Source organism: Sphingopyxis sp. SE2 (genome assembly GCF_032227185.1).
In the GTDB taxonomy this organism is placed as follows: domain Bacteria; phylum Pseudomonadota; class Alphaproteobacteria; order Sphingomonadales; family Sphingomonadaceae; genus Sphingopyxis.
Map to the genome: position 1 here is coordinate 16,891 of NZ_JAPMXW010000003.1, position 22,078 is coordinate 38,968.

Here is a 22,078-nt window from a genome sequence, read left to right on the forward strand (position 1 = left end):
GAAAATGGGAGGCATTGCGATGAGCTGGAAGACGGGAAGGACATTTGCGGCGGCGCTGGCGATGGGCGGCATCGCCTTTACTGGCGTGGCGGATGCGCAGCTGAAGGCGATCAAGACCCAGACCAATATCTCGCCCGCCGAGCGCAAGCAGGGCGATGAAGCGCATCCGCAATTGCTCCAGGAGTTCGGCGGCGCATATAAGGGGCCGCAGGCGGCCTATGTGAACCGCGTCGGACAGAATATCGCGGTGCAATCGGGCCTGTCGCGCTCGCCCAGCGATTTCACCGTCACCCTGCTCAATTCGCCGGTAAACAACGCCTTCGCGATCCCCGGCGGCTATGTCTATGTCACGCGCCAGCTGATGGCGCTGATGAACGACGAGGCCGAACTGGCCGGCGTGCTCGGACACGAGGTCGGCCATGTCGCCGCGCAGCACAGCAAGAAGCGGCAGTCGGCGGCGACGCGCAACACGATCCTCGGCGTCCTCGGCGCGGTGCTCGGCGGTGCGATCGGCGATAATGGCGGGCTGCTCGGCGGTCTCGGCGGGCTGCTCCAGAATAATTCGATGCGCGTCGCGCAGCTTGCGACGCTGGGCTTTTCGCGCAGCCAGGAATTGCAGGCCGACCAGCTCGGCGTCCAATATCTCAGCAGCGCGGGCTATGATCCGCTCGCGCTGTCGACGATGCTCGCGAGCCTCGCCAACCAGACGAACCTCGACGCGCGCCTGTCGGGCGGCGATGCGCGATCGTTGCCCGAATGGGCGAGCACGCACCCCGACCCGGCGTCGCGCGTCCGCAACGCACAGACGCTCGCCAGCCGCGTCGGCGGCCGGGGCGGAAATCGCAATGCCGACGCATTTCTCGCATCGGTCGACGGCGTGCTCTATGGCGACGATCCGGCGCAGGGGGTCGTCGAGGGACGCGATTTCCTGCACCCCGACCTTCGCCTTCGGTTCACCGTGCCGAACGGCTACGGGATGCAGAATGGCACCGACGCGGTGTCGATCAGCGGCAACGGCGGGCAGGCGCAATTTTCGACCGGCCCCTATAATGGCGACATGAACGCCTATATCTCGGCGGCTTTCCGGGCGGTTGCGGGCAATACGTCGATCAGCCCGAGCGCGATCCAGCGCACGACCGTGAACGGCATTCCGGCGTCCTACTCGACCGCGCGTGTGAACAGCCAGTCGGGACAGGTCGACGTCACCGTCTTCGCCTATGAATTTTCGCGTGGGCAGGCGTTCCACTTCGTCGCGCTGACACAGGCGGGCCGGGGCAGCGTCTTCAATCCGATGTTCACCAGCGTGCGGCGGCTGAGCACCGCCGAGGCGGCGGCGATCCGGCCGCGGCGGGTCGACGTCGTCACCGTCGGCCGCGGCGACACGGTCGCCAATCTGGCGCGGCGGATGGCATACAGCAATTACCAGACCGAACGGTTTCAGGTGCTCAACCGCTTGACCGCATCGAGCCGGCTGACGCCGGGGCAGAAGGTAAAGGTCGTGGTCTACGCGAACCGATAGGTCCGAAGGCGCGAAAAAGGGCGGTGGGATGACCCACCGCCCTTTCCGATCTTGTTCGCGCGCCCGAAGCCGCGCAAACCAACGCGATTAGTCGAGGTTCGACGCAACCGAGTTGAAGGTGTTGCTGACGCTGTTGCCGACGAGGCCCATGGCCGAGATGCCGGCGACGGCGATGAGGGCCGCGATCAGGCCATATTCGATGGCGGTGGCGGCTTTGGTGTCGCGGACGAACTTCTTGATGAACTTCATGACTGGTCTCCTGATTTCACTTACCCTGTTGACGGTCTGGTCTGGGTCAACATCTGCGGTTTAGGGCGAATAGGTTTTGAAAATCTTAATGTGGCCGGGCCGTGAGCGGGCCAGAAATAGCCCCGAAAGGGGACAGTCGCTGCCGCTACATATTCGCGTCTGCGGCGTTCGAAACCTCGCCCCACATATTGCCGGTGGAGTTGGCTACGTTGCTGACAGCGACGACAGCCGCCAGAAAGACAAGGGCCAGGATCAGCCCATATTCGACGGCCGTGGCGGCCCTGGTCGACCGCATCAGCCTGTAAAAGTTTCGCATTGTTCCACCCCTGACTGAAATATAGTTCCCGAGGGTTCCAGCATTCGCACAGGAAGGTTAACAATTTGTCCGCGCTTATCCCCGGAAAACCGCCAAAAACATCGCTTGTCGTCGTTGCTGCGGCGCTGGTTGACCGCGATGGGAGGCTGCTCGTCCAACAGCGTCCCGAAGGGCTGGCGATGGCTGGATTGTGGGAATTTCCGGGCGGCAAGCTCGAGCCCGGCGAAACCCCAGAGCAGGCGCTGATTCGCGAGCTCGCGGAGGAGCTGGCGATCGACGTCGACCATGCCTGCCTTGCGCCCGCCTGCTTTGCGAGTGACATGCTTGGTGAAAGGCATCTGCTGCTTTTGCTTTACGTCTGCCGCAAATGGCGCGGAACGCCGATCGCGCAGCATGCGAGCGCGCTGCGCTGGGTGCGCCCGGTCGAGTTGCACGGCCTCGACATGCCGCCCGCCGATGCGCCGCTGATCGGGCTGATCGAGGCGCTGATCTGAACAAGGCGTCGCCCCGCGCAGGCGGGGGCCGCCATCGGCCTTGCGCTAACCCTCCATTGGTCCCCGCCTGCGCGGGGGCGACGTTCATTCCTTGGGCTTCAATGCCTCCGCCAGCGAGGCCGTGCCGCTGCCGCGCCGCGCGGGCTGCGGCTGATCGGGATGCGGCGCCCAGCCGCTGAAATGGACGATGCGGAAGCTTTCGGCGATGCGGCCGTCGGGTTCGGCCTGCGCCGCGAACGCCGCGGCGATCCGCGCCGCTTCGTCGCCGGTCAGCGGCGGCGGTGCGGGGGTGAGGCGGCTCGACAGGCCAGCGGCGCGCAGGTCGCGCACGAGCGCGAACCATTCGCTATAGCGCACCGTCAGCGCCTCGACGTCGACCACCGGAAGCGCGAAGCCGACGCGCTGGAGCAGATTGCCCATCGCGGCCAGGTCGATCTGGGGATGCAGCCGCGCGATCGACCGTACGCCGTCGGCCATCACCGCGCGGCGCAGGCGCGGCAGGCTGCCGTCGCCGACGAAGGCGCCGAGGAGCAGGCCGTCCGGTGCGAGCAGTGCGCGGAGCCGCACGAGCGCGCCCGGCACGTCGTTGACGCTGTCGAGCCCGCCCGGCCAGACGATGAGGTCGAAGCTGCCGAATGGCAGATCGACCGCGTCGGCTTCGACCGCGATCGCCGCCGTCCGGCTTGCGAGCCCCGGCGCCGCTTCGATGATCGTGAGGTCGGTGCCGGTGCCGCGGAGCCGATCGGTCAGCGCCGCGTCGTGTGCGCCGACGAGCAGCGTGCGCGAAAATTCGCGCGTCACCATCGTCAGCCGGTCGAGCAGCGTTTCGGCGATGATCGGCGCGAGGAAATTGGCGGTCGCGGGCAGGCGCGCCATACGGTCGCGCTGGGCACGGTGGCGGGCGGGCGAGAAGAGCGGGCGCGGGGATTGCGACATGCGCCGCTTGTGCCGTCCCGGGCGATGCTTCACAACCCGCCTATGGCAAGGACGACGGGGGAAGCCGAAAAAACGGGCGAGAGGGCCGCGGCATGGTTCGGCGGTCTGCGCGCGATCGGGCGCGCAATCGTCGATTATGCGTTGCCCCCGCGTTGCCCAGGCTGCGGTGTCATCGTCGGCGACGACCGCCAATTCTGCCTCGCCTGCTGGTCGTCGCTCGATTTTCTGAGCGAGCCGGCGTGCGCGCATTGCTCGATTCCTCTACCGACCGCCGCGCCCGGCGGAGCACTGGCGTGCGGCGCTTGCCTGGCCGAGCCGCCGCCATTCGACGGCGCGCCGGCGGCGCTCGTCTACGGCCCGGTCGCCCGCACCGTCGCGCTGCGGCTCAAATATGGGCGGCGGACCGGGCACGCGCGGCTGATGGCGCGGCTGATGGCGCGCCGCCTCGTCGCGGCGGGCGACATCGACGCGGTCCTGCTCGTTCCGGTGCCCTTGCACCGCTGGCGGCTCTGGTCGCGCGGGTTCAACCAGGCCGCGTTGCTCGCCGACGAACTGGCGCGGCTGACCGGCGCGCCGCGCGACCATCATCTGCTGCTCCGCGTCAAGCCGACCGCATCGCTCCGCGGCAAGGGACGCAAGGAGCGCGAGCGCTTCGTCGCCGGCGCCTTTGCGCTGGCGCCGGGTGCCAAGGCGCGCGCGGCGCGCAGGCATCTGGTGCTGGTCGACGACGTTCATGCGAGCGGGGCGACGCTGCGCGCCGCGGCGCGGGTGCTGCGGCGGAGCGGTGCCTCGCGCGTGTCGGCGCTGACTTGGGCGCGCGTCGTTCCGGACGCGGCCGGGGGCAACATATTTGACTTTGCTTCGTTGGATTCCGATATGCACAGCGAAAGGACGACAGGATAGCCGCATGGCCCAGATCGAAGTTTATACGAAGGCTTTCTGCCCCTATTGCACGCGGGCGAAGATGCTGCTGGGCGGCAAGGGCGCCGATTTTCGCGAAATCGACGTGACGATGGACCGCGCGGGGTTCGAGGCGATGGTCGAACGCGCGAACGGGCGGCGCACCGTGCCGCAGGTCTTCATCGACGGGAAGCATGTCGGCGGCAGCGACGACCTCGCCGCGCTCGACGCGAAGGGCGAACTCGACGCGCTGATCGGAGCCGCCTGACCCATGATCGTGTTCGATCTTTGCTGCGCCGCCGGCGATCACCGGTTCGAAGCCTGGTTCGCAAGCAGCGACAGCTTTGCCGACCAGCAGGCGCGCGGGTTGATCGCGTGCCCGGTCTGCGGCGACAGCGCGGTGAAGAAGGCGGTGATGGCGCCGCGCGTGGGTGCGAAGTCCAATCAGGCCTCGATCGCGCCGGTTTCGGCAGCGGCGGAGCCCGAACCCGGCCCCGAACTGGTGCGCAAGCTGCTCGCTGGCATCGCGGCAAAACAGGCCGAAATGCTGCCGCAATCGCGCTGGGTCGGCCGCGAGTTTGCCGATGCCGCCCGCGCGATGCACGAAGGCCGCGCCGCCGAGGACCTGATCCACGGCCAGGCCTCGCCCGAAGAGGCGGAAGCGCTTCGCGACGACGGGATCGCCGCGATGCCCCTGCTGGTGCCGATCGTGCCGCCCGAAGCGGCCAATTGATCCAAGCCCGATTGACGCTCCGCGCGCTCCGCCGCTAAACGAGCGGCGGCGCACCCGTAGCTCAGCAGGATAGAGCATCAGATTCCTAATCTGAGCGAAAATCGCATTAGTGAGTTGTTTTTGCATGCTTTTTCTTAACCGTGTGCCGTCCAGTGTGCCGTAAAGTGGCTGCCGCTCTGTCAAACGCCGTGATTTCGGTGTCGGGATCTACGTGGGCGTAGCGCATCGTCATGGCGATATTGCTGTGGTCCATAGCCTCGCGGATCGCGAGGAGATCGGCGCCCGCTTTGCGCGCCCAGCTTCCGAACGTGTGCCTGAGATCGTGGAATTTGAAATCTTCGAGCTGCGCCGCCTTCACAGCGGCGTACCAGCGGCGTTTGTAATTGGTGGTATCAAACACTTTACCGGTCGGTATGCGCGCCTCACCAGTGGTTGGGTCAATCGCTTGAGCCTTGCGCATCGCTTCCAGCTCCTCGTGCAATGGAGCAGTTATGCGGACGATGTTAGGCCGTCCGCTCTTATTGGTCGGTATAGTGATCGTGCGGCCTTTGAGATCGACCTGATGCCATTGCATCGCGAGCAGCTTGCCCCGGCGCAATCCAGTGGTAACAGCAGCCACCACCATTGGTCGCATAGCCGGGTGTAGCGCATCTATAAGCGCAGTATATTCGTCGGCCGACAGGAAGCGAATGCGCCATTCCTTTTCTCGAACCTTGAGTTTTGACCAGGCGATGTCAGCGACTGGCTGCAAGTGGATAGTCGCCACATGGTTGAGTGCCGCCTGGAGATAGGCGAGATCGCGATTCACCGTTTGTGCTGAAACAAATGGACTATCGGGATTATCTTCCTTGCCGCTCCGCCAGGCCGGTTCGCCCCGTCGCTTCGCGCGAAAATCCATCAGCAACGCATTGGTGAGGCGATCGACGCGCACTTTGCAATTGAGGCAGCGGTCGAGATTTTCAATGTTCGACCATATCGCATCCGCGCTCGCGGTGTGCTTGGCGTGCTCTTCCCACCAAGAGGTCAAAGATTCGCCGACCGTCCAGATTTCCTTTGATCGGTTAGGAGCTTTCGAGAGTTGCTCGATTATCCGGTCAGCTGATTTTTGCGCCTCTCGCTTTGCCGTTTGTTCCGTGCTGACGCGATGTCGCTGACCGTTGATCGTGACGTCGAGCCACCAATATGGCGAGTTGGGCCTTTGATAGAGGCGCATCGGGTTCTGCTTTCGTCAATGAATCGGTTAAGGTCAGAAATGGAGTATCGGATGGAATCACCGACCTTCACATAGTCAATTCGGCCTTCCTGTCGCAGCTTGCGCAGGGTCCGCACGCAGACAGCGAGATGGGCGGCCGCATCAGATGCTTTCATGAGGTGAGCGGTCATTGAAGTCGCCCTCCGCCCCGAGCGAAACTGTGGATGGCAGAGAACCGCCTGTATCCATCCGGATGGTCGGCCAGGCGCTCAAGCTGCCAGCCGTCACCACGTGCGATATCAATGATGGAATGCGATCCGGCCGCACGGTCGAGAAGGTCCGCAAGATATGGACGACCAAGCCCAGCAAGGGAGAAAATGCAAAACTCAACTGCTGCTACGACTGGATCACGCTTTTTAAGTTCCTCTTTCGATTGAAGACCCGTCATAGGAAGTTCGCCGTCCGCGATCTGTTCATCGGTGAGTTCTTCTCCGATATCGAACCGATGGCGCAACCCTTCTACATAGCCGTCCTTGGTCGTACGGGCTGGGGTCCAGTACATGCGCCGCTTGCGCCACGTCCCACGAGCATAATCAAGAACGAGGTGGCGTGCGTGCTCGACAGTAAGAGCAAACTGTTTTGCTGACTTTTGCTCATCAAATGATGGGCCTTCGCCGGCCGCGATCGGTAGGATGTCCCAAAAAGTCCTGCTACCCCGGCGGCCCTTTTTAGCCGTCGTTTTTGTCATTTCAGCATCGGCCCCCCAACGCGTTTTGCCAGCCTCGTTAAGCCGAGCCACGCGGTCCGGGCATTTTGCCAAATAGTCATTCGCCGACCAAACAAGGGAAACATCCAACCCATGCGCGCGTGTGGGTGCACGATTTTCACCGAAGATCGCACGCGCCGCTGCCTCCCATTGCGGGAATACCTTGCAAGCGATCAGTTCCTCAAGGTTCGTCTGGCCGAGATCGGTAATGGCGATTGACGACTCAACCGGATCGAGCACCCAGAGTTCGTGAACGTGAGGATGCCAGCCATTGAAGCCATAGGTCACTTCAGTGCTGCGAACGAGGCCTACAAATCCAAGGCTTTTGCGAAAGCGCTGATAGCCGCCTCGTTGGCGCATTTTGCGAAGTGCCTCGGAAAGACCATCCATTGAATCTTTGCAAGAGTCTGCAATTTTGTGGGGAAATGTGTGCGTCATCATGACAACGATCATTCCGCGAGCGCGTGCCGTCTCAATCAGACGGCAGACTTCGTCGCCGCGCACTTTTTCGATCTTCTGTGCACATGTTGCGCATAGCCACACGCTGCCGCAGGTCATAATTCCGGCCCAAGTTTTTGCGCCGGACGCGCGCTGCAGAGCAGTCACCGAACTAGCGTTACGATGGTGGCTCTGAGTGCATGCGCAAACAGGATACCAGCTACCGGCTCCATCTGCGTCATCCCGTTCTTCCTGAGTGCGCGGAGCATTGCCTTTGAGCACCTTTGCCGCTGCGCGGCGAAGCAAAGAGAGAGGTTTGGCAACACTGCTACTTCTTTCTACCAAGGCCGCTTCGCGGCTGATGGCAAGATTGCCGGCTGGCGTTGGAGCGCGCCTCATCGACCGGCCTCCGGCTCAAGCGCCAGCAAGACCACCGCAATGAGCGCAAAGATGGAAGCAAAAATCGCAGCCAAGATTGCCATTGCTGCCAAACGAAAAGGCCAGAGCGTTGAAACATCTTCAGCTCCGCAGAGACACATGAGCAGAAACGTCAGGACAAAAATGGTGCAAATCTGCACAAAGAAACGCGCGCTTAGACGAATGTAAGAAGATAACATGAAGCGTCCCCTGGACAGGGACAGCCGGGCCGTTGCCGAGGCGACGAGCTCACGCTAAAGCGGTCACGCGACAGACGAGCGCGCATGAGCTTGTCGGGGCGGGCGGCCGCGAGGCTGCCCGCCTTTTAGTTGTTGTTGTTGCTGCAGCCGAGAACAGCCAACGCCTCGCGCTTCGTTGCACGGACAGCGACAAGATGACCGCGATCATCAAGAATCATCGCCCCGGCGCTCGTGGGTCCAGCACCGGTGATGATCAGCGAGTTAGCAGCTCGAACGTAATAACACGCAACGACATCGCGCCGCGTCATGACGTTTTCAAAAAGTTCGGAAAGAGACATCGTAAATACCGCCGAAAAAGGGCAGCGTCTTTCTCGGCTCGCGCAACCAGAAGCAGAAGACGCATTACGCCCCGCTTTCGTTACTGTCGGACAGACCCGGCACCGTTACTCACCACACGCTCTACCCGCGCACCCATACTCACATGGTGAGCTGTTCTTGCCGGACGTTGGCGAGGATAGTCGTCTTATCCACGCGATTTCACAGGGCCGCGGGCCCCAACTCCCACACTTGATCCCGATCCAAGGAGCATGGCGAGTCTTTGATACGACTGGAACGTCACCGCCCAGAACCACAGGTTTTGGCTGCCTGTGAGCCTCCGCGATCTTTGCTACGCGGCGCAATCAGGTGCCGTCGTTTTTAGTATCCGACCTGACAATCACAAGATACGAATCGGGAACAGTGCGGTCAATGCCAACATCGAAAATTTATTACTTTTTCTACGGCTGCGGCGAATTTCGGCCAAAATTGCCTGAAACCTAAAGCGCCTTTTATCTCGTAATTTCATGCAGTTACAGCGTTTCGCGCCAGTGGCGTCAGCGGCCAATTCACGGACGAAAAAGGACCGCGCCCCAGATGAATCTGGGCCGTCAGACCCGCGACACAAGATCAAAAAACGCGATGAGCGGCGGACCCAATTTGTACACTGCGAAACACGTCAACCCAATCCCGACCGAAATTTTCGCGATCATCAGGCCATTTTCAACGTTCGTCATCATCTATTTTCTCCTTATCCTCGCGCGATCGGCCCCTGCAATCGCTAAAGCCGGCACTTCACCAGCGCCGCGATCTTCGATCGCTTCACCTCCGCCAATGTAACCATAATCGTGCGCTGATTGCTCTTCATTGCAACCTTCACAACACCTGCACCTCCATCGATGCAGCCCATCGGCTCAAATCCACGCGCTGCAAGTCGATCAACCATGCTATCTCCATCTTCTGCGAAGCTCTCGTAGATCGAAACCGGCCGTGGCTCGACTGTAGCTGGCGGCTCTGACGGGACCGCACCCGACGCATGATAAGATGCCCCTTCAAGCGCTGCTGAGCCCCCTGCGGGCCCTGAGGCGCAATTATACCTCCAAGGACCGGGACCGACAGCGTCGACGCCTGCAGCCCGCAAAATACTCGCCAGCTGCGCATGACTGCTCACGGACCCAGAGAGTGAAATGCTGATATCGTTACAAATGACCGCTGGCGCCTTATCGACCCGAGATATCAATGCCACCCACTGCGAAAGTTTTCCCGTCCCCGTCAGCTGAACGTCGGTCACAGCTAGCTTCGGCCGATCCGTCGGAGGTGGCGACGTCGGAGCCGGCTGCTGCGATGACGCGGGCGAGCCCATCACTGTCAGTGCTGATACAGTAGCTATCACCACCAATGATGATGCGAGGAGCGTCTTGAAATTTCCGATCATTATTCTTTCCACTTGGTGTGAGTTTTTTAGAAGTAGAATTGGACGATACTGGATTAGATAGCATACGATAAGAGTAGTAAAGCGCAATACCAACCATCGAAAAAGAAAGAGGAATAAGTCCGAGCATCAGCCAATGCTTCAGACTCAGAGCCTTAATTCTTTCGTCTATGATTTTTCTACCGGCAACACCCTGGGCAACAGACCGATAATGAGGATAAATAGTTTTGTCGTGAGGAATGACGCGCGGCGCTGCGCCCATATCATCCTTACGACAATCCCAGCTCGAGTAAATCGACAGGACGTGCTCGTCTGCCTTTCCGAGCTCGGAGCGGGGATAAACCTTGTAATATGCCTCGCCATTTTCCCGAATATCAGAGTGAAACTTGCGCTTTGTCTGACTGATCCAAACGATATCGATGCCGTGGGCGTTCTCGTCGGAGAAATGGCGCTGCATCGATATAGAAGACAAAATACGAGGATTTAGCGGGCTGCGATTAGAGAAGATGTCGTGACATTCATCGATTACGATGAGGCCGCCGTTACCAAAGACCTTCCCAGGCACAACCTCACCATTGACGACAACCGGCCAGCTGAGCGGATCGCGAAACTCCTCAGGCGAGACATATGTGTAATCCGGCTCGAAGCCCAGAACATCGGCAATCACGTCGAGATTCAGCGGCACATTGCCGTACACCTTGCGGCGGCTGCAAAGCGATGGCGCGTCACCCTTTGCAACCTCGATGGGCTGGAGAGCGGGCCAGATAAACTGGCTGTAGGCCTCAGTTGTTTTTCCGGAACCCGACGGGCCAAAGATGAAATATTGCACGGTAATGAACCCTAAAAATTCGATCTCTGGGAGCTGCGGTGCAGTGGCTCCTACCCCCCAGAGCTCGAATTTATTTTGCAGACTTAACGACTTGCCAGATCAAATTGGTGACAGCGGCAGTCGCACACATGCTGAGGCCAAGATCCATTTTTGTATAATGGATCCAGTATCGAAGCATCGCCGGCGCATTCGCAAGCGCACCGGTCAACGGCTGCAAAATGTTGAAAGTGATCTTCCCCTCTTCGTAGCCAAACCCAGGGATGAAAGAGAAAATCAGCGGCAGGAGCCCCAGGAGAAACACGATTCCCGCAAAGGTCATGCCGAGCGACAGTGCTTTGGTTCCCGCTATCCCGAGTATAATTTTACCCATTTCCACCTCGTGCGATACGAAAGGCCATGACGGTCCAAATCATCAAGAAAATGGGCTGAAAGAAGCCGGCCCAGTCTTCCATGATGGAGCAAATGTCGAACGTTGCGACGTCCGGGAGGCCCATCTTTTCACGAATAGAATTCGCCGCTGGATTGCTCAGCCGAAAATCCATCGAAGGATTTGGACACGTCCCGGGGTTGTACGTGAACGATCCGATATCGATCGTCGGAAGCGCAGGCATGTCGCCCGGATCTTCAACCTGAAAATCCTGATCGACCTTTGTTGATCCACCGCCAGGCGTCTCTGGAGAGCCCGGATTGGAACCTGGGACCGATGGCGTCGATGGCTGAGATGCCGCATCATGCGCCGACTGGGGAACATATGAACCAAGCGGCGAAGCTGCCGGTGTAACGAAGACGTTGACATCAGGGGCCTCGTTCAGGTCCCTTCCTTTCATCTCAACGGCAGCCGTTGCAGCCAACTGTTGCTTTTGTGATTCAGACGCGCTCAGGCCAGCCGCCTCGAGACCAGCTTCGACCAGAGGCATGATAGCGCTGGCGGTCACCGGCGCATCGAGAAATTCCGGCGGCACAGGGCTTGAAGAGCTGGCAGCGGTCGCAGTCGCAGCAAACACTGGCGATAGCGTGTTCGGATCGAGACGCGCGTCATCAGTCGGAGCACGGTAGATATACCAGCCCGGCTCTCCGGGACTCTGCTCCCATTTCGCAACGCCTGAATTATATCGACCATCTCCAAACGAAGCCAAATGCGGTGCATAATAGCCCCTGTATTTCTTGCCGTCTGGATATACGCTCACCCAAGTGACATTGCCGTTAGCTTGGCCAACCGGCGTAGATTGGTCGACTGGAACGACCAGATAATAGGCGAATCCATCAATGAAGTTCTGTCCCGACGCGGGGGCAGGGACAATGAACACTCGACCGACCGGAAACGCGACGCCGGGCATCGCTGAGGTAGACGGGCCGGGGCCGTATTTTGCTCCATCGATGAAGCGATCGCTCCAAACTTTTTGGCCGCTGTAGGATGAGCTCGGAGCGTCGACCGTCGCCGAGTTGTGCTGATATGAATGACCAGTGTCGGAGTCGCTCGTCTTAAGAAGATCGTACGCTACGCCACCAAGGGAAAGGATCGTAAGAAGCGCTCCAAGCGGTTTGAACCTCTTGCCGATGCGGCCGAGACGAGAGAGGTAGCTATTGCTCGCCGCGATGCCTCCACCAGCCAGTGCTGCCGAAACGCCTCGGATATAGCGAGCCTGACGCGCTGACGCTTCCTCAGCCGACACGATCAATCGAAGATCGTCACCAAGGGCGCCCGCTGATTTGCCCAAACCACGAAGCATATTGTCGTTTGCGGCGATTGTTGCAACGCGCACCTGAGCTCGAGGCGCATATGGGTCGATAGCCGGCGACTTCGATGGAATCGGAATCGTGCCTGGCTGTGAAGGAAGAGCCTGACCAAACACTGCAGATGGGGCCGAGGCCGCGAAGACGAACGCAGCAGCAAGACCGAAAGACGTTCGCTTCATGAGCGGATGCCCGCCAAAAAAGACATCCAAACAAGATTTGCGAGCAGAAGAGCGGCGAGCATATCAGCCTCCCGTTAGAAAGAAGGGGCTGGCAACCACCTCGAAGCCAGCCCCTTCAAGCACATCGAATTCCAACCAGGAGGTAGATCAGAATTTATTCAAGATGCGCTTCACGACAACAATCGACTTTTCGCCGATCTTGAGCGTGAAAGCAGCCGCGCCGATCGTGGCAAGAATTGCCACCAAGGCCGCGATGTAGCCGGCGAGCTCTTGAGCATCGACACCCGGCAGGGCAATAGGATCCATATTAAAAGACTTTCAACAGAGAGACTCCTCGTCCGATGAAATAGGCTAAGATCGCAACGCCAAGGAACGATCCGCCCAAAGCGAACGTCGCCTGGATAGAATCTCCAGCCAGAGCGATCGCCGATGCATCGACTTGTACGAGGGACGAAGAAGGCCCGCACACCGATGCATCTGCCCCAGAGGGCGAACCCTCCGGAATTTCTTCGACAGGGACGCAGGCGAGAATTTTCATCGCGCGTCTGCCGAACGATTAAGCGGCTGCCTTCAGAGCTGCAGCGCTCAGCGGAACGAGCTCGATCTTGAACAGGCCGATCTTGTCAAATCCGCCAACCTTCACAACGTCGATATTGTCGGCCGACACCGCGTAGCGCCCCGGCGCATAAGCATCTGCTTCGCTGTTGATCGTCACCGAATGACGCTTCACCTCGCCGCGCGGCGTGTGAACGAACACTTCCTGCTCGTAGAAATCGTATGCCTTGCCAGTTTTCTTGCTCGTTCCGCTCTTATGATAGAGACGATCGCGCGAGTCTTCACGAACTTCAATAAATGCCTTTGTCACCAAATTTCTCCTATCGACGCGATTAACTTCGATAAGAGAAAAATATTGTGATCAATCTATTGAGTCAACGTTCAGAAATAATATATATTTCGTACACTATTTTATTCATTATTTTTCTGGAGCAGCATCAGGCCGCAAGGTTACATGGCGCATGTCGCTGCTGACGAAGGTGCGCTGGCTCTGCTGATCTTGTATCGATAGACGAGGAAGCCACGGCGAACATCGATAATGTGTCTCAGAGATCGGCCAAAAGATCGGCCAAAATCGAGCGCTAGGGGCGAATATCACGTTAATTTTCAGGCCATTAGACGCCCAGAAAGATCGGCCAAATTTCGCAATTTATGGCGGGCCTGTACCGAACCGTCGTACGTTGACTGCTGATCTTGGTAAGCTTGGCAGAAGTTGCGAATTGAAACGTGTTATCAAAACGCACCAACGTACTTTTAGATTTGCGGCTCTGACCAGAAAATCTGTATCCGTGTCAGGATGCAAATCGACGCATTTCCGCCGAAAATGTGGCCTCAGGCAGCGATTATCGATTGATACGATGACGCATCAGCCCGTTTTGTGCGCGATTCTGATAACACGTTAGTTGCGAATTGAAATGTGTTATCGGAATCGCGTCTCTTGCGAATGCACCCGCATCCAGGCGAGCATGAAATCGGCTAATTTCCGCGAAAAATTTGGCCTCAAGTGGCGATTATGAATTGATGCAGCGGTGAATCATGACGTTTCGCGCACGATTCTGATAACACGTTGGAAGCCCGTTCTCACCGAGATCAACAGCCTGGGCGCAATCTGCTGATCTTGGTAAGCGCCCGGGAGCCAGCTGTTGCATCTGCGCCTGATCGCCGCGATAATGGCGGCGCTACAGATGCTGTTGCGACAGATTCGGCTGCGGCGCGGGTGCGCCAAACACCCCGCGCCAAATCGCGCTTCAATATTGGCGCTTTGCGAGCAGAAAGCTTACCACCTCACTCAGTTCGGCGAAATCGCTGCACATGAGATCAAGTGCCGCGCGGCCTTCGAATGGCGGCGCGTGATATGGTCCACGCAGCCAATCGGCCGCGCGATCGTCGAGGGAAAGGATACGCAGCGACGCATAAATTGAGAGAACGCAGCCAAGGCGCTCGAGGATCGCGGAGGGCACCTCGACACGTTCGTGAGCTGCAGTGCGGGCCTTCAGATCGTCAAACAGATGGCGGTCGCTGATTGCGAGCAGCTGCATTTGCTCGTCGACGTTCAGCTGCCATTCCTCGGCGATGATCGCGAAGGTGCGATAGGCGGCGCCACCCTGGGCAGCAGTATCTCCATCGCCTTCTGTCTTCGTCATGCGTAGATGCCAGCGTCCACAGCATCGATGAATTCAAGAACTTCATCGCCGCGACCTGCGTCCACCAACTGCTGAGCCGTCAGTCCGGTCAAGCCAGGCAGCGGCTCGGATCGATAGTAAGCCTTTGCGATCGCCGGCGAGGCAAAGCGGGACGAAAGACGCTCTATGATTCTAAAATCGATCATCACAACTGCTGCGCACGATATTCTTCGACGCTGTCGCAAATGAAATGGATTGCTTCATGTTGATGCATCCAGCCGGCATCGAACATATCGGTCCCATACGCACGCTCGACGACCCACTCATCACGATTTTCCGCGTCTAGATAGTGCTCGGAACCAGTCCAAGCGTGAAATCGCCAGCGATTGTAGCGTGCGCGAAAATAGAAGCGCTGCTGGTCGAATGAACCTTCTGCCTGAAGCGGACAATTGCCACCAATCTCGTCGAAAACGATCCCAAGCGCCGCCGCCCGTGCGTCCGCTGCTGGACCCTCACGCTCCCAAACGGCTCGCTGCTCATCAAGAACTGGCGCGAGGGCCGCTCGCAATGCATGGAGAAACGTGCTGCCGGCCTCACTCATGACTCCAGATCGATTTCAGCCGCCTGGGACATCTTCTTTGGCCTTGGTCTTCATGTGATCAATGTAGCATAAAAATTGACCGAAAAAAGGTTAGACGAACACATCGGGATCGCCCGGATTTACACGCCTGCTTTTTAGTAGGTTAGACATCTGCAACGCGCTGAAAAGCTCGTATCTGGATCGCCGGCTCGGGCCTCCAGCCGCCCCAATCAACTTCGCACCGGAAAAACCGGGTGATCGACTACAGCTTAGGCCACGAGCTTTGCTGAATGTATCGAGTTCGATCGATAGCCGTCTAAAACTGCTTTGACCGAATTTGCAATTCGCCGCCCAAGTTCGGACGGGACGGCGTTACCGATCTGGGCGTAGACGGATGAGTTGCGCCCAACAAAGCGATAATCAGAAGGGAATGTTTGAATTACGGCAGCTTCGTCAATCGTCAAACGACGAAGCCGTGACGGCACCGCTTTACCCGGCACCACCTTGCGGCCGCGAATGAGACCGGCGTGATATTCTTCAACCCATGCCTTGCCATCGCCGTACAGCTGTTCCTCATCCAAAATAGGGGTGCGATTTCCCCCCATCGATGCCGGCAATGTTGACGCATATCCATCGGGGTCCAGTGGACGACCTTGGCCGTTGAACAGCATTCCCGCGTATGCCGAGTTTCGCATGATCGGCCGCGCTGCGAACGTGATTTTCGCTTTGCACACTCGCGCGTTGGTTGCACTCCCGGCCCGGCCGAGGTGCGCGATGGCATCTCTCAGCTTAGGCGCCACTTCACGCTGTGTTTCTAGGTGCCCAACGAAATCGCTGGCGGCCTGATCTTGGAAGCCAACGATGAGCATACGCTCTCTGGCCTGGGGAACGCCGAAATCGGATGCGCGGACCACCACCAATTCCGCATCGTATCCAGCTGCCCTCGCTTCGCGTAGCAGCCGTTCTCGAATTGGCCGGAATTTTTCTAGGGTAGCGAGCGCTTTTACGTTCTCCAAAACAAACGCGCGTGGCTTCAAAATGCGGAGTGCCTTCATGTACGTGAAGACCAACTCCGATCGAGGATCATTCATATCCATATAGCCCGCCACGCTGAACCCTTGGCATGGAGGTCCACCGATAAGTACGTCGGGAGAAGCCAACTTTTTCAGCTTGGGAAGGTGCTGCTGCAATTCACCACAATGGATAATGCCAGCGCCATGATTCAACTCGAAAGTGGCACAAGCATCTGAATTTAAATCATTCGCCCAGACCGTTTGAAACCCGGCTTGGCTGAAACCGATATCCAGACCGCCCGCGCCGGTGAACAACGATACCGTCGTGGCTGACATATTCGATCCCCTTACGAATGTTCGCGCTACGTACCCTTGAATGCAAAACGCATCAACAGGGATCGTGACATTTCATCGCGTTTCGATCATGACCCCCCGATGAATCGGAGGGGCGAAAGTGTTGAAACCGCCTGAGCGAAATGATTTCATTTCGAAAAAGCTAGTCGAATACATCGAGCGCGCGAAAGCAGGGGATGGGCCGAAGCCGGACCGTTATCCGGCCGAACGCAAAGTGCTCGAACGGCTTATTCCTATTCGAACGGACGGATTTCGTGGCATTACCCTGACCGCGATAATGGGCAAGCATGTCCGAGAGGACACGAATACCGGGACCGAATTTAATTCCATCAAGCCTAGAGGGATTTTCGAGAGAGCGATTCGGCCCGTACTAAGGACTTACCGAATTCCCACCGGCTTTAGCGCGCCCCTCAACGTCGCGAAAAATGTCCAAATATTAGATGAAAAGTGGGCGGAGGGACGCGATCCAGAGGACGCTGCGCTAGCCGCAGTCGATTATATCCGACGGATAAATAGGCACTGGGAGGATGCTGCTTATCGTGATGATCTGATCATGATGTTTATTCAGCGGCTCGTAGCCTACGGCGAGGAGGTGGGATCATACGATGTCGAACTTCCCGCGCTCGATACCCTGTCACCAGTGACGATAGCGTTGAAGCTAGCAAACTTTGCCATCGCCTATCCTGAGGGAGGAGCGGTGCCACAGTTGGTTGTCGGTGCGATTGTCGCCGCTGCGCGTTCTACCGACGTCCAATACCTGCCTCTTCAAGGGGTGGAGGCTAGCGTGTTTGGGACTAATACGACCTCTAACAAACCTGCAGATTTATGGGAAACCATGGCTGATGGCTCCCTCGGAAATTTGTATGAGGTGACGTGCAAGAAGGTAGATGAAGATCGGCTCGGCGCCGCGGTTGAGTCTTTTGCGAAGCTGGACTTACCGAACACCGTGATTACGTTCGTGTGTCGAATACCAACCGACATATCCACCTTAGCCGTTGAAGGGGGAGCCGTTGTTTTCCGTGGCGTCACATTTCAATTCGTCGACATTCGGGAATTTGTCATTTCGCTGTTTGTCATCCTAACAGCCGAAAAGCGGGAAGCGGTTGTTACGAAGATCGCCGAGTTCATCGGTGACTCATCGAGGCAGGTAAAAACGAAACAAGGCTGGGCGCAACTCTTCGAGTGATGCTTGAGAGGAATCTGAATAGGACGACGGCACTGTGCCACTGAATGTGACGTCAGTGTACCGTGATGTGCCGCGTTTTTCCCATTTGTTCCTCTACAGACTTGACGGCCCTGTCACCGCAATCTAGCCAACGGCGCAGAAAAGCGCGTCTTTTCGGAATGCACCCGTAGCTCAGCAGGATAGAGCATCAGATTCCTAATCTGGGGGCCACAGGTTCGAATCCTGTCGGGTGCACCATTTCCGTTCGACCGGCGCGTTTCGGGTGCCTTGAAAAATCGGCCTCGGGCAAAGAAATGCTTTGCCCGCCGGTTCCGCCGCCCGGCTTCCTATTCGCCACAAGGGTGAACAGTGTAGTTACGATGGCGCGCTTTATCGCCATCGAGGGTCCGTTATCGTCCCGCTCCGTAATCGGGCCAAGCAGGAAGAAGCCCGGATATGGGCGGCCACAAAGAGCCGCGGTTGGAGAGGGAGGACTTATGGCATTCCGCAAAACTGCCCTTTGGGCGGTCATGGCCGCTACGGCGCTCAATTCATCGGTCGTGATGGCGCAGGAGGAGCCCGAAGGCGAAGCGGCGGACAGTGCCGCGCCCGTCGAGGGCGATATCGTCGTCACCGCGCAGCGCCGCGAGGAGCGGCTCGTCGACGTGCCGATTTCGGTGTCCGCGGTCAGCAGCGCGGCGATCGACCGCGCGCAGGTCCGCACCGTAAGCGACATCGCGACGGTCGTCCCGAACATCCAGATCAACGAAACGATCGGCAACAGCTATGGTCCGCTGATCACGATCCGCGGCCTGTCGCCGTCGGCCGACACCAGTCTGGCCCGCGACCAGCCGGTGGGGCTCTATATCGACGGCGTGCCGATCGGCAAATCGACCGGTGCCGCCTTCGACACCGTCGACCTCGAGCGCGTCGAGGTGCTGCGCGGACCGCAGGGCACGCTTTACGGCAAGAATACGATCGGCGGCGCGGTCAATCTGATCACGCGCAAGCCGAGCGGCGAGTTCGGCGGGCAATATCTCGCGGGCGCCGGCAGCTGGGGGCAGTTCAACCAGCGGATCTCGGTCGACCTGCCCGAGGTCGCGGGGTTCAGCGCCAAGGTCGGCCTGATCACCAAGCTCGACGGCGGCTATTACCGCAATTCGGCGACGGGGAAGAATTTCGGCGAGGAAGAATTATGGGCGGCGCGCGCCGACCTCTTGTGGCGTCCGTCGGACAGCTTCAGCGCGCTCTACAGCTATGACATTTCGGACAGCAAGGGCACGCCGAACCAGCTCGCCGCGACCGCGGTCACCGGATCGGGCCCGACCGCCTTCGTCAACGCGCTGATGGCGCCCTATGTCGTCGACGGACGGACGCGCGAGATCGGGGCGCAGAGCGCGCTTCGCAGCGACTATCGCACCAACGGACATGCGCTGACGCTCGAATGGGAGCCGGGGCTCGGCGATCTGACGCTGAAGTCGATCACCGCGCGGCGTACCGCGATAACGCGGTCGGCGAGCGACTTCGACGGCAGCCCGCTCGACCTTTTGCGCATCATCCTCGACAATGATTACAAACAGTTCACGCAGGAATTGCAGGCGATCGGAACCGCCGGCGATTTCAAATACACCCTCGGCTTCTTCTATCTGAACGACGATTATGAGGTTTATAATCCGCGCTGGAACTTCCAGTTCGGGGGCAACGCCTTCGACATCAGCGAACGCGGCGGCGGGTCCAAATCCTATGCCGGCTATGGCCAGTTCGCCTGGACGCCGCAGGCGCTCGACGAGCGGCTGACCGCCTCGGTCGGGCTGCGCTACACGCGCGAATCGAAACATGCCTACGAGCTGCTCTTGTCCAATTCGGCCTATCGCGCCAATCCGGCGGCGCCCGGATCGGGCGTGTTTGAGCGTGACGCGAACGGCAATCCGGTCACGCGCAGCGGCGAACCCGCCGCCGGCGCGCGGCCGGGCGCGGGCGGGATCGGCTATACCGACCTCATCCCGCTCGAAAATTCGGGGGTGTGGAAACGCTTCAACCCCGAATTCAACATCCTCTATAAATTCCAGCCCGATTTCTCGGTCTACGGCCGCTTCGCGACGGGGTTCAAGAGCGGCGGCATCAACGATACCGCCGCGACGAACACGGCCTTCATGACGGCCTATAATCCCGAAAAGCTGACCTCGTTCGAATTGGGCATGAAATATGCCGGTCTCGGCAACGCGCTCAACCTCAATGCCGCGGTCTATCATTCGGTCTACAAGGATTTTCAGGCCGGGGTGTTCGTGCCGTCGCTGGTGACGACGAACATCATCAACGCGGGCAAGGCCAAATTCACCGGCTTCGAGGTCGAGGGGACGCTGCGCCCGGTCGACGGCTTCACGATCAATTTCGGCGGTGGTTATGTCGATGCGCGTTATACCGATTTCATCTTGCCCGACGGCACCGATGTCACCGACACCTATGTCCTCTCGCGCGTGCCGAAGTGGAATTACCAGATCGGCGCGCTCTATCGCCACGACGTCGGCGCGGGGCGGATCGAGGCGGGGCTGAACTATAGCTGGCGCAGCAGCCAATATTCGTCGATCACCCCCGACCCGCTCTCGAAGATGCCGTCCTATGGATTGCTCGACGGGCGCATCGCGCTCACCGATATCGAGCTTGGCGGCGGCACGACCGCCGAGGTCGCGCTATGGGGCAAGAATCTGACCGACAAGGAATATCTGGTCAGCGCGATCAACCTCAGCATCCTGACGCTCAGCCAGTTCGGCGATCCGCGCAGCTTCGGCGGAGAGCTGCGCATCCGCTTCTGACCGGGGCCCTCCGATGTCGGCCTTTTCCTCCCCGCCCGCGACGGGGTCGCGATGGGTGCTGCCTTTTCTGGGGGCGGTGACCTTTCTGACCGCGATCGGCAATATCGGCCTCGTGTCGGTGATGCCGGCGATCGGCCGGATGCTGCGCATCCCCGATTTCCTCGTCGCTGGCATTTTTTCGGTCTCGGCGCTGACCTGGGCGGTCAGCTCGCCCTTCTGGGTGTCTCGAATCGGGCGCGCCGGGCCGGCCTTCTATATCCGCGCCGGGCTGGTCGGCTTCATATTGTCGATGGGCGGCTGCGCGCTGTCGGTCGAGCTCGGGCTGCTCGCGATCCTGCCGCCGCTCGCGACCTTCGGCTGTTTCGCCCTGCTGCGCTCGATCTATGGCCTGCTCGGTTCGGCGGCGGCGACCGCGACGCAGGCGCTGGTCGCGGCGCGGACCGAGGGGGCGGAGCGAACGCGCGCGATCACCGGCCTTGCCGGGGCGCTCAGCCTCGGCACGATCGTCGGCCCCGCGATTGCCCCCGCAATGATGATCGAGCCTTTGGGGCCGCTGGGCCCGATGCTCGGCTTCGCCTTGCTCGGCGCGCTGGCACTGGCGGGATCGTGGCGGCTGCTTCCGAAGGCGCCGCCCGCTGCCGCGGCGGTCGCGCCCGACCCCGACGCGCCGTCGCTCACCGATGTGTGGCGGCGCAAGGCGATCGGACGCCACCTCAATTTCGGGCTGCTGCTGTGCTCGGCGCAGGCGATCAACCTCTATACGATCGGTTTCGTGATCATCGACCGCGCGCCCGGCGGCGCCATGACCGCGCAGCAGATGATCGGCATCGCGATGACGGCGGGCGCCGTGGCGGCGCTGCTCGCGCAATGGGGGCTCGTGCGGCTGCTCACGCTTTCGCCCCTGTCGATGATGCGCTGGGGCGTTGCGCTCGCCGTCGCCGGCAATGCCGCGGCGGCGCTCGACGGCGGCATGGCGGCGGCGGTGCTGGGGTTCGTGCTGGCGAGTTTCGGTTACGGTCTGGCGCGGCCCGGCTTCAGCGCCGCCGCGTCGCTCGCCGGCGCGGCGAGGGAGCAGGTCGGCATCGCCTCGGCGACGACCTTGATCGCCGGCGCCTCGATCACCCTGCCGCCGATCCTGGCATCGATGGCGTATCAATGGTGGCGGCCCGCGCCCTTCGCTATCGCGGTGGCGATCGGGGTGCTGCTGCTGCTCGACCATCTGATCCGGCCTATTGTTCATGACGAGCGATAGTGCGTTGCCGCCCGGCCGCTTTTTCCCGCGCGCGAAGCGCATAGTGTCGGGGCATGGCGATGCGCCCGCTCA

The 22,078-nt window shown here is 59.8% G+C and carries 27 protein-coding genes, 1 tRNA gene and 1 pseudogene; 9 read left to right on the forward strand and 20 right to left on the reverse strand.

All coding sequences use genetic code 11. The annotated features are described in order from the left end of the window. Positions 1-19 precede the first annotated feature (19 nt). Positions 20-1,519 carry a M48 family metalloprotease gene (locus OVY29_RS21850; protein ID WP_409581499.1) on the forward strand — a complete coding sequence of 500 codons (1,500 nt, stop codon included), beginning with the start codon at positions 20-22 and terminating at the stop codon, positions 1,517-1,519. 87 nt (positions 1,520-1,606) lie between these two features. Here OVY29_RS21850 and OVY29_RS21855 read toward each other — a convergent pair whose 3' ends face one another. Together OVY29_RS21855 and OVY29_RS21860 are read right to left on the reverse strand one after the other, a co-directional pair. Beyond that, positions 1,607-1,768 (reverse strand): Flp family type IVb pilin, encoded by a 162-nt coding sequence (locus OVY29_RS21855; protein ID WP_037554190.1) that lies wholly within the window; start codon positions 1,766-1,768, stop codon positions 1,607-1,609. A 145-nt stretch (positions 1,769-1,913) separates the two neighbouring features. Continuing rightward, positions 1,914-2,084 carry a Flp family type IVb pilin gene (locus OVY29_RS21860; RefSeq protein ID WP_081932998.1) on the reverse strand — a complete coding sequence of 57 codons (171 nt, stop codon included), beginning with the start codon at positions 2,082-2,084 and terminating at the stop codon, positions 1,914-1,916. A gap of 65 nt (positions 2,085-2,149) precedes the next feature. Here OVY29_RS21860 and OVY29_RS21865 point away from each other — a divergent pair, with 65 nt between their 5' ends. Then, the gene (locus OVY29_RS21865; protein ID WP_081932997.1) at positions 2,150-2,578 is read left to right on the forward strand and encodes a (deoxy)nucleoside triphosphate pyrophosphohydrolase; all 429 of its coding nucleotides are present in this window, start codon (positions 2,150-2,152) and stop codon (positions 2,576-2,578) included. Positions 2,579-2,662: 84 nt separating this feature from the next. Here OVY29_RS21865 and OVY29_RS21870 read toward each other — a convergent pair whose 3' ends face one another. Beyond that, a complete protein-coding gene (locus tag OVY29_RS21870) occupies positions 2,663-3,514 on the reverse strand; it encodes a methyltransferase domain-containing protein (protein WP_313912250.1) in 852 nt (283 codons plus the stop codon). A gap of 42 nt (positions 3,515-3,556) precedes the next feature. Between OVY29_RS21870 and OVY29_RS21875 the strand changes: the two genes are divergently transcribed. Genes OVY29_RS21875 through OVY29_RS21885 form a run of 3 tightly spaced genes read left to right on the forward strand, consistent with a single transcriptional unit; the run spans position 3,557 to position 5,147 of the window. Further along, positions 3,557-4,417, forward strand: a complete 861-nt coding sequence (locus tag OVY29_RS21875; protein WP_313912251.1) for a ComF family protein — start codon at positions 3,557-3,559, stop codon at positions 4,415-4,417. 4 nt (positions 4,418-4,421) lie between these two features. Continuing rightward, on the forward strand, positions 4,422-4,682 hold the full coding sequence (gene grxC, locus OVY29_RS21880) for a glutaredoxin 3 (RefSeq protein ID WP_037554187.1): 261 nt from the start codon (positions 4,422-4,424) through the stop codon (positions 4,680-4,682). 3 nt (positions 4,683-4,685) lie between these two features. Beyond that, a complete protein-coding gene (locus OVY29_RS21885) occupies positions 4,686-5,147 on the forward strand; it encodes a DUF1178 family protein (protein ID WP_037554185.1) in 462 nt (153 codons plus the stop codon). 106 nt (positions 5,148-5,253) lie between these two features. Here OVY29_RS21885 and OVY29_RS21890 read toward each other — a convergent pair whose 3' ends face one another. The 17 genes and pseudogenes from OVY29_RS21890 to OVY29_RS21965 all read right to left on the reverse strand — a co-directional run bounded on the left by OVY29_RS21890 (position 5,254) and on the right by OVY29_RS21965 (position 16,758). After that, positions 5,254-6,360, reverse strand: coding sequence for a site-specific integrase (locus OVY29_RS21890; RefSeq protein ID WP_313912252.1), 1,107 nt, complete (start codon positions 6,358-6,360; stop codon positions 5,254-5,256). Positions 6,361-6,380: 20 nt separating this feature from the next. Beyond that, positions 6,381-6,530, reverse strand: a pseudogene (locus OVY29_RS24755) (helix-turn-helix domain-containing protein); the annotation flags it as partial. Further along, positions 6,527-7,942 (reverse strand): hypothetical protein, encoded by a 1,416-nt coding sequence (locus OVY29_RS21895; protein ID WP_313912253.1) that lies wholly within the window; start codon positions 7,940-7,942, stop codon positions 6,527-6,529. The gene OVY29_RS21895 and the pseudogene OVY29_RS24755, both read right to left, overlap by 4 nt. Continuing rightward, positions 7,939-8,160 carry a hypothetical protein gene (locus tag OVY29_RS21900; RefSeq protein ID WP_313912254.1) on the reverse strand — a complete coding sequence of 74 codons (222 nt, stop codon included), beginning with the start codon at positions 8,158-8,160 and terminating at the stop codon, positions 7,939-7,941. The genes OVY29_RS21895 and OVY29_RS21900 overlap by 4 nt, the downstream gene beginning before the upstream one ends. A 125-nt stretch (positions 8,161-8,285) precedes the next feature. After that, positions 8,286-8,498: a hypothetical protein gene (locus OVY29_RS21905; RefSeq protein WP_313912255.1), complete on the reverse strand. Its 213-nt coding sequence runs from the start codon at positions 8,496-8,498 to the stop codon at positions 8,286-8,288. A gap of 588 nt (positions 8,499-9,086) precedes the next feature. Then, positions 9,087-9,215 (reverse strand): hypothetical protein, encoded by a 129-nt coding sequence (locus tag OVY29_RS21910; protein WP_313912256.1) that lies wholly within the window; start codon positions 9,213-9,215, stop codon positions 9,087-9,089. A gap of 41 nt (positions 9,216-9,256) precedes the next feature. Then, positions 9,257-9,421: a hypothetical protein gene (locus OVY29_RS21915; protein WP_313912257.1), complete on the reverse strand. Its 165-nt coding sequence runs from the start codon at positions 9,419-9,421 to the stop codon at positions 9,257-9,259. Between the two features lie 274 nt (positions 9,422-9,695). Continuing rightward, complete coding sequence (locus OVY29_RS21920) at positions 9,696-10,736, reverse strand: zonular occludens toxin domain-containing protein (protein WP_313912258.1); 1,041 nt, start codon at positions 10,734-10,736, stop codon at positions 9,696-9,698. 70 nt (positions 10,737-10,806) lie between these two features. Further along, positions 10,807-11,106 (reverse strand): hypothetical protein, encoded by a 300-nt coding sequence (locus tag OVY29_RS21925; protein WP_313912259.1) that lies wholly within the window; start codon positions 11,104-11,106, stop codon positions 10,807-10,809. Further along, complete coding sequence (locus OVY29_RS21930; protein WP_313912260.1) at positions 11,099-12,652, reverse strand: hypothetical protein; 1,554 nt, start codon at positions 12,650-12,652, stop codon at positions 11,099-11,101. Before OVY29_RS21930 ends, OVY29_RS21925 begins: the two co-directional genes overlap by 8 nt. Before the next feature lie 147 nt (positions 12,653-12,799). Continuing rightward, positions 12,800-12,958, reverse strand: coding sequence for a hypothetical protein (locus OVY29_RS21935; protein ID WP_313912261.1), 159 nt, complete (start codon positions 12,956-12,958; stop codon positions 12,800-12,802). 1 nt (position 12,959) lies between these two features. Continuing rightward, on the reverse strand, positions 12,960-13,190 hold the full coding sequence (locus tag OVY29_RS21940) for a hypothetical protein (protein ID WP_313912262.1): 231 nt from the start codon (positions 13,188-13,190) through the stop codon (positions 12,960-12,962). 18 nt (positions 13,191-13,208) lie between these two features. Next, positions 13,209-13,517: a single-stranded DNA-binding protein gene (locus OVY29_RS21945; RefSeq protein WP_313912263.1), complete on the reverse strand. Its 309-nt coding sequence runs from the start codon at positions 13,515-13,517 to the stop codon at positions 13,209-13,211. Positions 13,518-14,454: 937 nt separating this feature from the next. After that, a complete protein-coding gene (locus OVY29_RS21950) occupies positions 14,455-14,850 on the reverse strand; it encodes an antitoxin Xre/MbcA/ParS toxin-binding domain-containing protein (RefSeq protein ID WP_313912264.1) in 396 nt (131 codons plus the stop codon). Then, positions 14,847-15,035, reverse strand: coding sequence for a hypothetical protein (locus OVY29_RS21955; RefSeq protein WP_313912265.1), 189 nt, complete (start codon positions 15,033-15,035; stop codon positions 14,847-14,849). Before OVY29_RS21955 ends, OVY29_RS21950 begins: the two co-directional genes overlap by 4 nt. Then, positions 15,035-15,430, reverse strand: a complete 396-nt coding sequence (locus OVY29_RS21960; RefSeq protein WP_313912266.1) for a hypothetical protein — start codon at positions 15,428-15,430, stop codon at positions 15,035-15,037. Before OVY29_RS21960 ends, OVY29_RS21955 begins: the two co-directional genes overlap by 1 nt. A gap of 248 nt (positions 15,431-15,678) precedes the next feature. Beyond that, a complete protein-coding gene (locus OVY29_RS21965) occupies positions 15,679-16,758 on the reverse strand; it encodes a DNA (cytosine-5-)-methyltransferase (protein WP_313912267.1) in 1,080 nt (359 codons plus the stop codon). Positions 16,759-16,876: 118 nt separating this feature from the next. Here OVY29_RS21965 and OVY29_RS21970 point away from each other — a divergent pair, with 118 nt between their 5' ends. The 4 genes from OVY29_RS21970 to OVY29_RS21985 all read left to right on the forward strand — a co-directional run bounded on the left by OVY29_RS21970 (position 16,877) and on the right by OVY29_RS21985 (position 22,006). Further along, on the forward strand, positions 16,877-17,962 hold the full coding sequence (locus OVY29_RS21970; RefSeq protein WP_313912268.1) for a hypothetical protein: 1,086 nt from the start codon (positions 16,877-16,879) through the stop codon (positions 17,960-17,962). A gap of 160 nt (positions 17,963-18,122) precedes the next feature. Beyond that, positions 18,123-18,199: transfer RNA gene (locus tag OVY29_RS21975), tRNA-Arg, on the forward strand. A 239-nt stretch (positions 18,200-18,438) separates the two neighbouring features. Continuing rightward, the gene (locus OVY29_RS21980; RefSeq protein ID WP_313912269.1) at positions 18,439-20,754 is read left to right on the forward strand and encodes a TonB-dependent receptor; all 2,316 of its coding nucleotides are present in this window, start codon (positions 18,439-18,441) and stop codon (positions 20,752-20,754) included. 55 nt (positions 20,755-20,809) lie between these two features. After that, positions 20,810-22,006, forward strand: coding sequence for an MFS transporter (locus OVY29_RS21985; protein WP_313912270.1), 1,197 nt, complete (start codon positions 20,810-20,812; stop codon positions 22,004-22,006). The last annotated feature ends 72 nt before the right edge of the window (positions 22,007-22,078 follow it).

Coding starts and splice junctions, on each gene's coding strand:
- OVY29_RS21850 (WP_409581499.1), top strand. CDS start 20: ATGAGCTGGAAGACGGGAAGGACATTTGCGGCGGCGCTGGCGATGGGC.
- OVY29_RS21855 (WP_037554190.1), bottom strand. CDS start 1,768: ATGAAGTTCATCAAGAAGTTCGTCCGCGACACCAAAGCCGCCACCGCC.
- OVY29_RS21950 (WP_313912264.1), bottom strand. CDS start 14,850: ATGACGAAGACAGAAGGCGATGGAGATACTGCTGCCCAGGGTGGCGCC.
- OVY29_RS21895 (WP_313912253.1), bottom strand. CDS start 7,942: ATGAGGCGCGCTCCAACGCCAGCCGGCAATCTTGCCATCAGCCGCGAA.
- OVY29_RS21960 (WP_313912266.1), bottom strand. CDS start 15,430: ATGAGTGAGGCCGGCAGCACGTTTCTCCATGCATTGCGAGCGGCCCTC.
- OVY29_RS21905 (WP_313912255.1), bottom strand. CDS start 8,498: ATGTCTCTTTCCGAACTTTTTGAAAACGTCATGACGCGGCGCGATGTC.
- OVY29_RS21870 (WP_313912250.1), bottom strand. CDS start 3,514: ATGTCGCAATCCCCGCGCCCGCTCTTCTCGCCCGCCCGCCACCGTGCC.
- OVY29_RS21935 (WP_313912261.1), bottom strand. CDS start 12,958: ATGGATCCTATTGCCCTGCCGGGTGTCGATGCTCAAGAGCTCGCCGGC.
- OVY29_RS21875 (WP_313912251.1), top strand. CDS start 3,557: ATGGCAAGGACGACGGGGGAAGCCGAAAAAACGGGCGAGAGGGCCGCG.
- OVY29_RS21860 (WP_081932998.1), bottom strand. CDS start 2,084: ATGCGAAACTTTTACAGGCTGATGCGGTCGACCAGGGCCGCCACGGCC.
- OVY29_RS21925 (WP_313912259.1), bottom strand. CDS start 11,106: ATGGGTAAAATTATACTCGGGATAGCGGGAACCAAAGCACTGTCGCTC.
- OVY29_RS21965 (WP_313912267.1), bottom strand. CDS start 16,758: ATGTCAGCCACGACGGTATCGTTGTTCACCGGCGCGGGCGGTCTGGAT.
- OVY29_RS21930 (WP_313912260.1), bottom strand. CDS start 12,652: ATGAAGCGAACGTCTTTCGGTCTTGCTGCTGCGTTCGTCTTCGCGGCC.
- OVY29_RS21955 (WP_313912265.1), bottom strand. CDS start 15,035: ATGATCGATTTTAGAATCATAGAGCGTCTTTCGTCCCGCTTTGCCTCG.
- OVY29_RS21940 (WP_313912262.1), bottom strand. CDS start 13,190: ATGAAAATTCTCGCCTGCGTCCCTGTCGAAGAAATTCCGGAGGGTTCG.
- OVY29_RS21885 (WP_037554185.1), top strand. CDS start 4,686: ATGATCGTGTTCGATCTTTGCTGCGCCGCCGGCGATCACCGGTTCGAA.
- grxC (WP_037554187.1), top strand. CDS start 4,422: ATGGCCCAGATCGAAGTTTATACGAAGGCTTTCTGCCCCTATTGCACG.
- OVY29_RS21900 (WP_313912254.1), bottom strand. CDS start 8,160: ATGTTATCTTCTTACATTCGTCTAAGCGCGCGTTTCTTTGTGCAGATT.
- OVY29_RS21890 (WP_313912252.1), bottom strand. CDS start 6,360: ATGCGCCTCTATCAAAGGCCCAACTCGCCATATTGGTGGCTCGACGTC.
- OVY29_RS21915 (WP_313912257.1), bottom strand. CDS start 9,421: ATGGTTGATCGACTTGCAGCGCGTGGATTTGAGCCGATGGGCTGCATC.
- OVY29_RS21980 (WP_313912269.1), top strand. CDS start 18,439: ATGGCATTCCGCAAAACTGCCCTTTGGGCGGTCATGGCCGCTACGGCG.
- OVY29_RS21910 (WP_313912256.1), bottom strand. CDS start 9,215: ATGATGACGAACGTTGAAAATGGCCTGATGATCGCGAAAATTTCGGTC.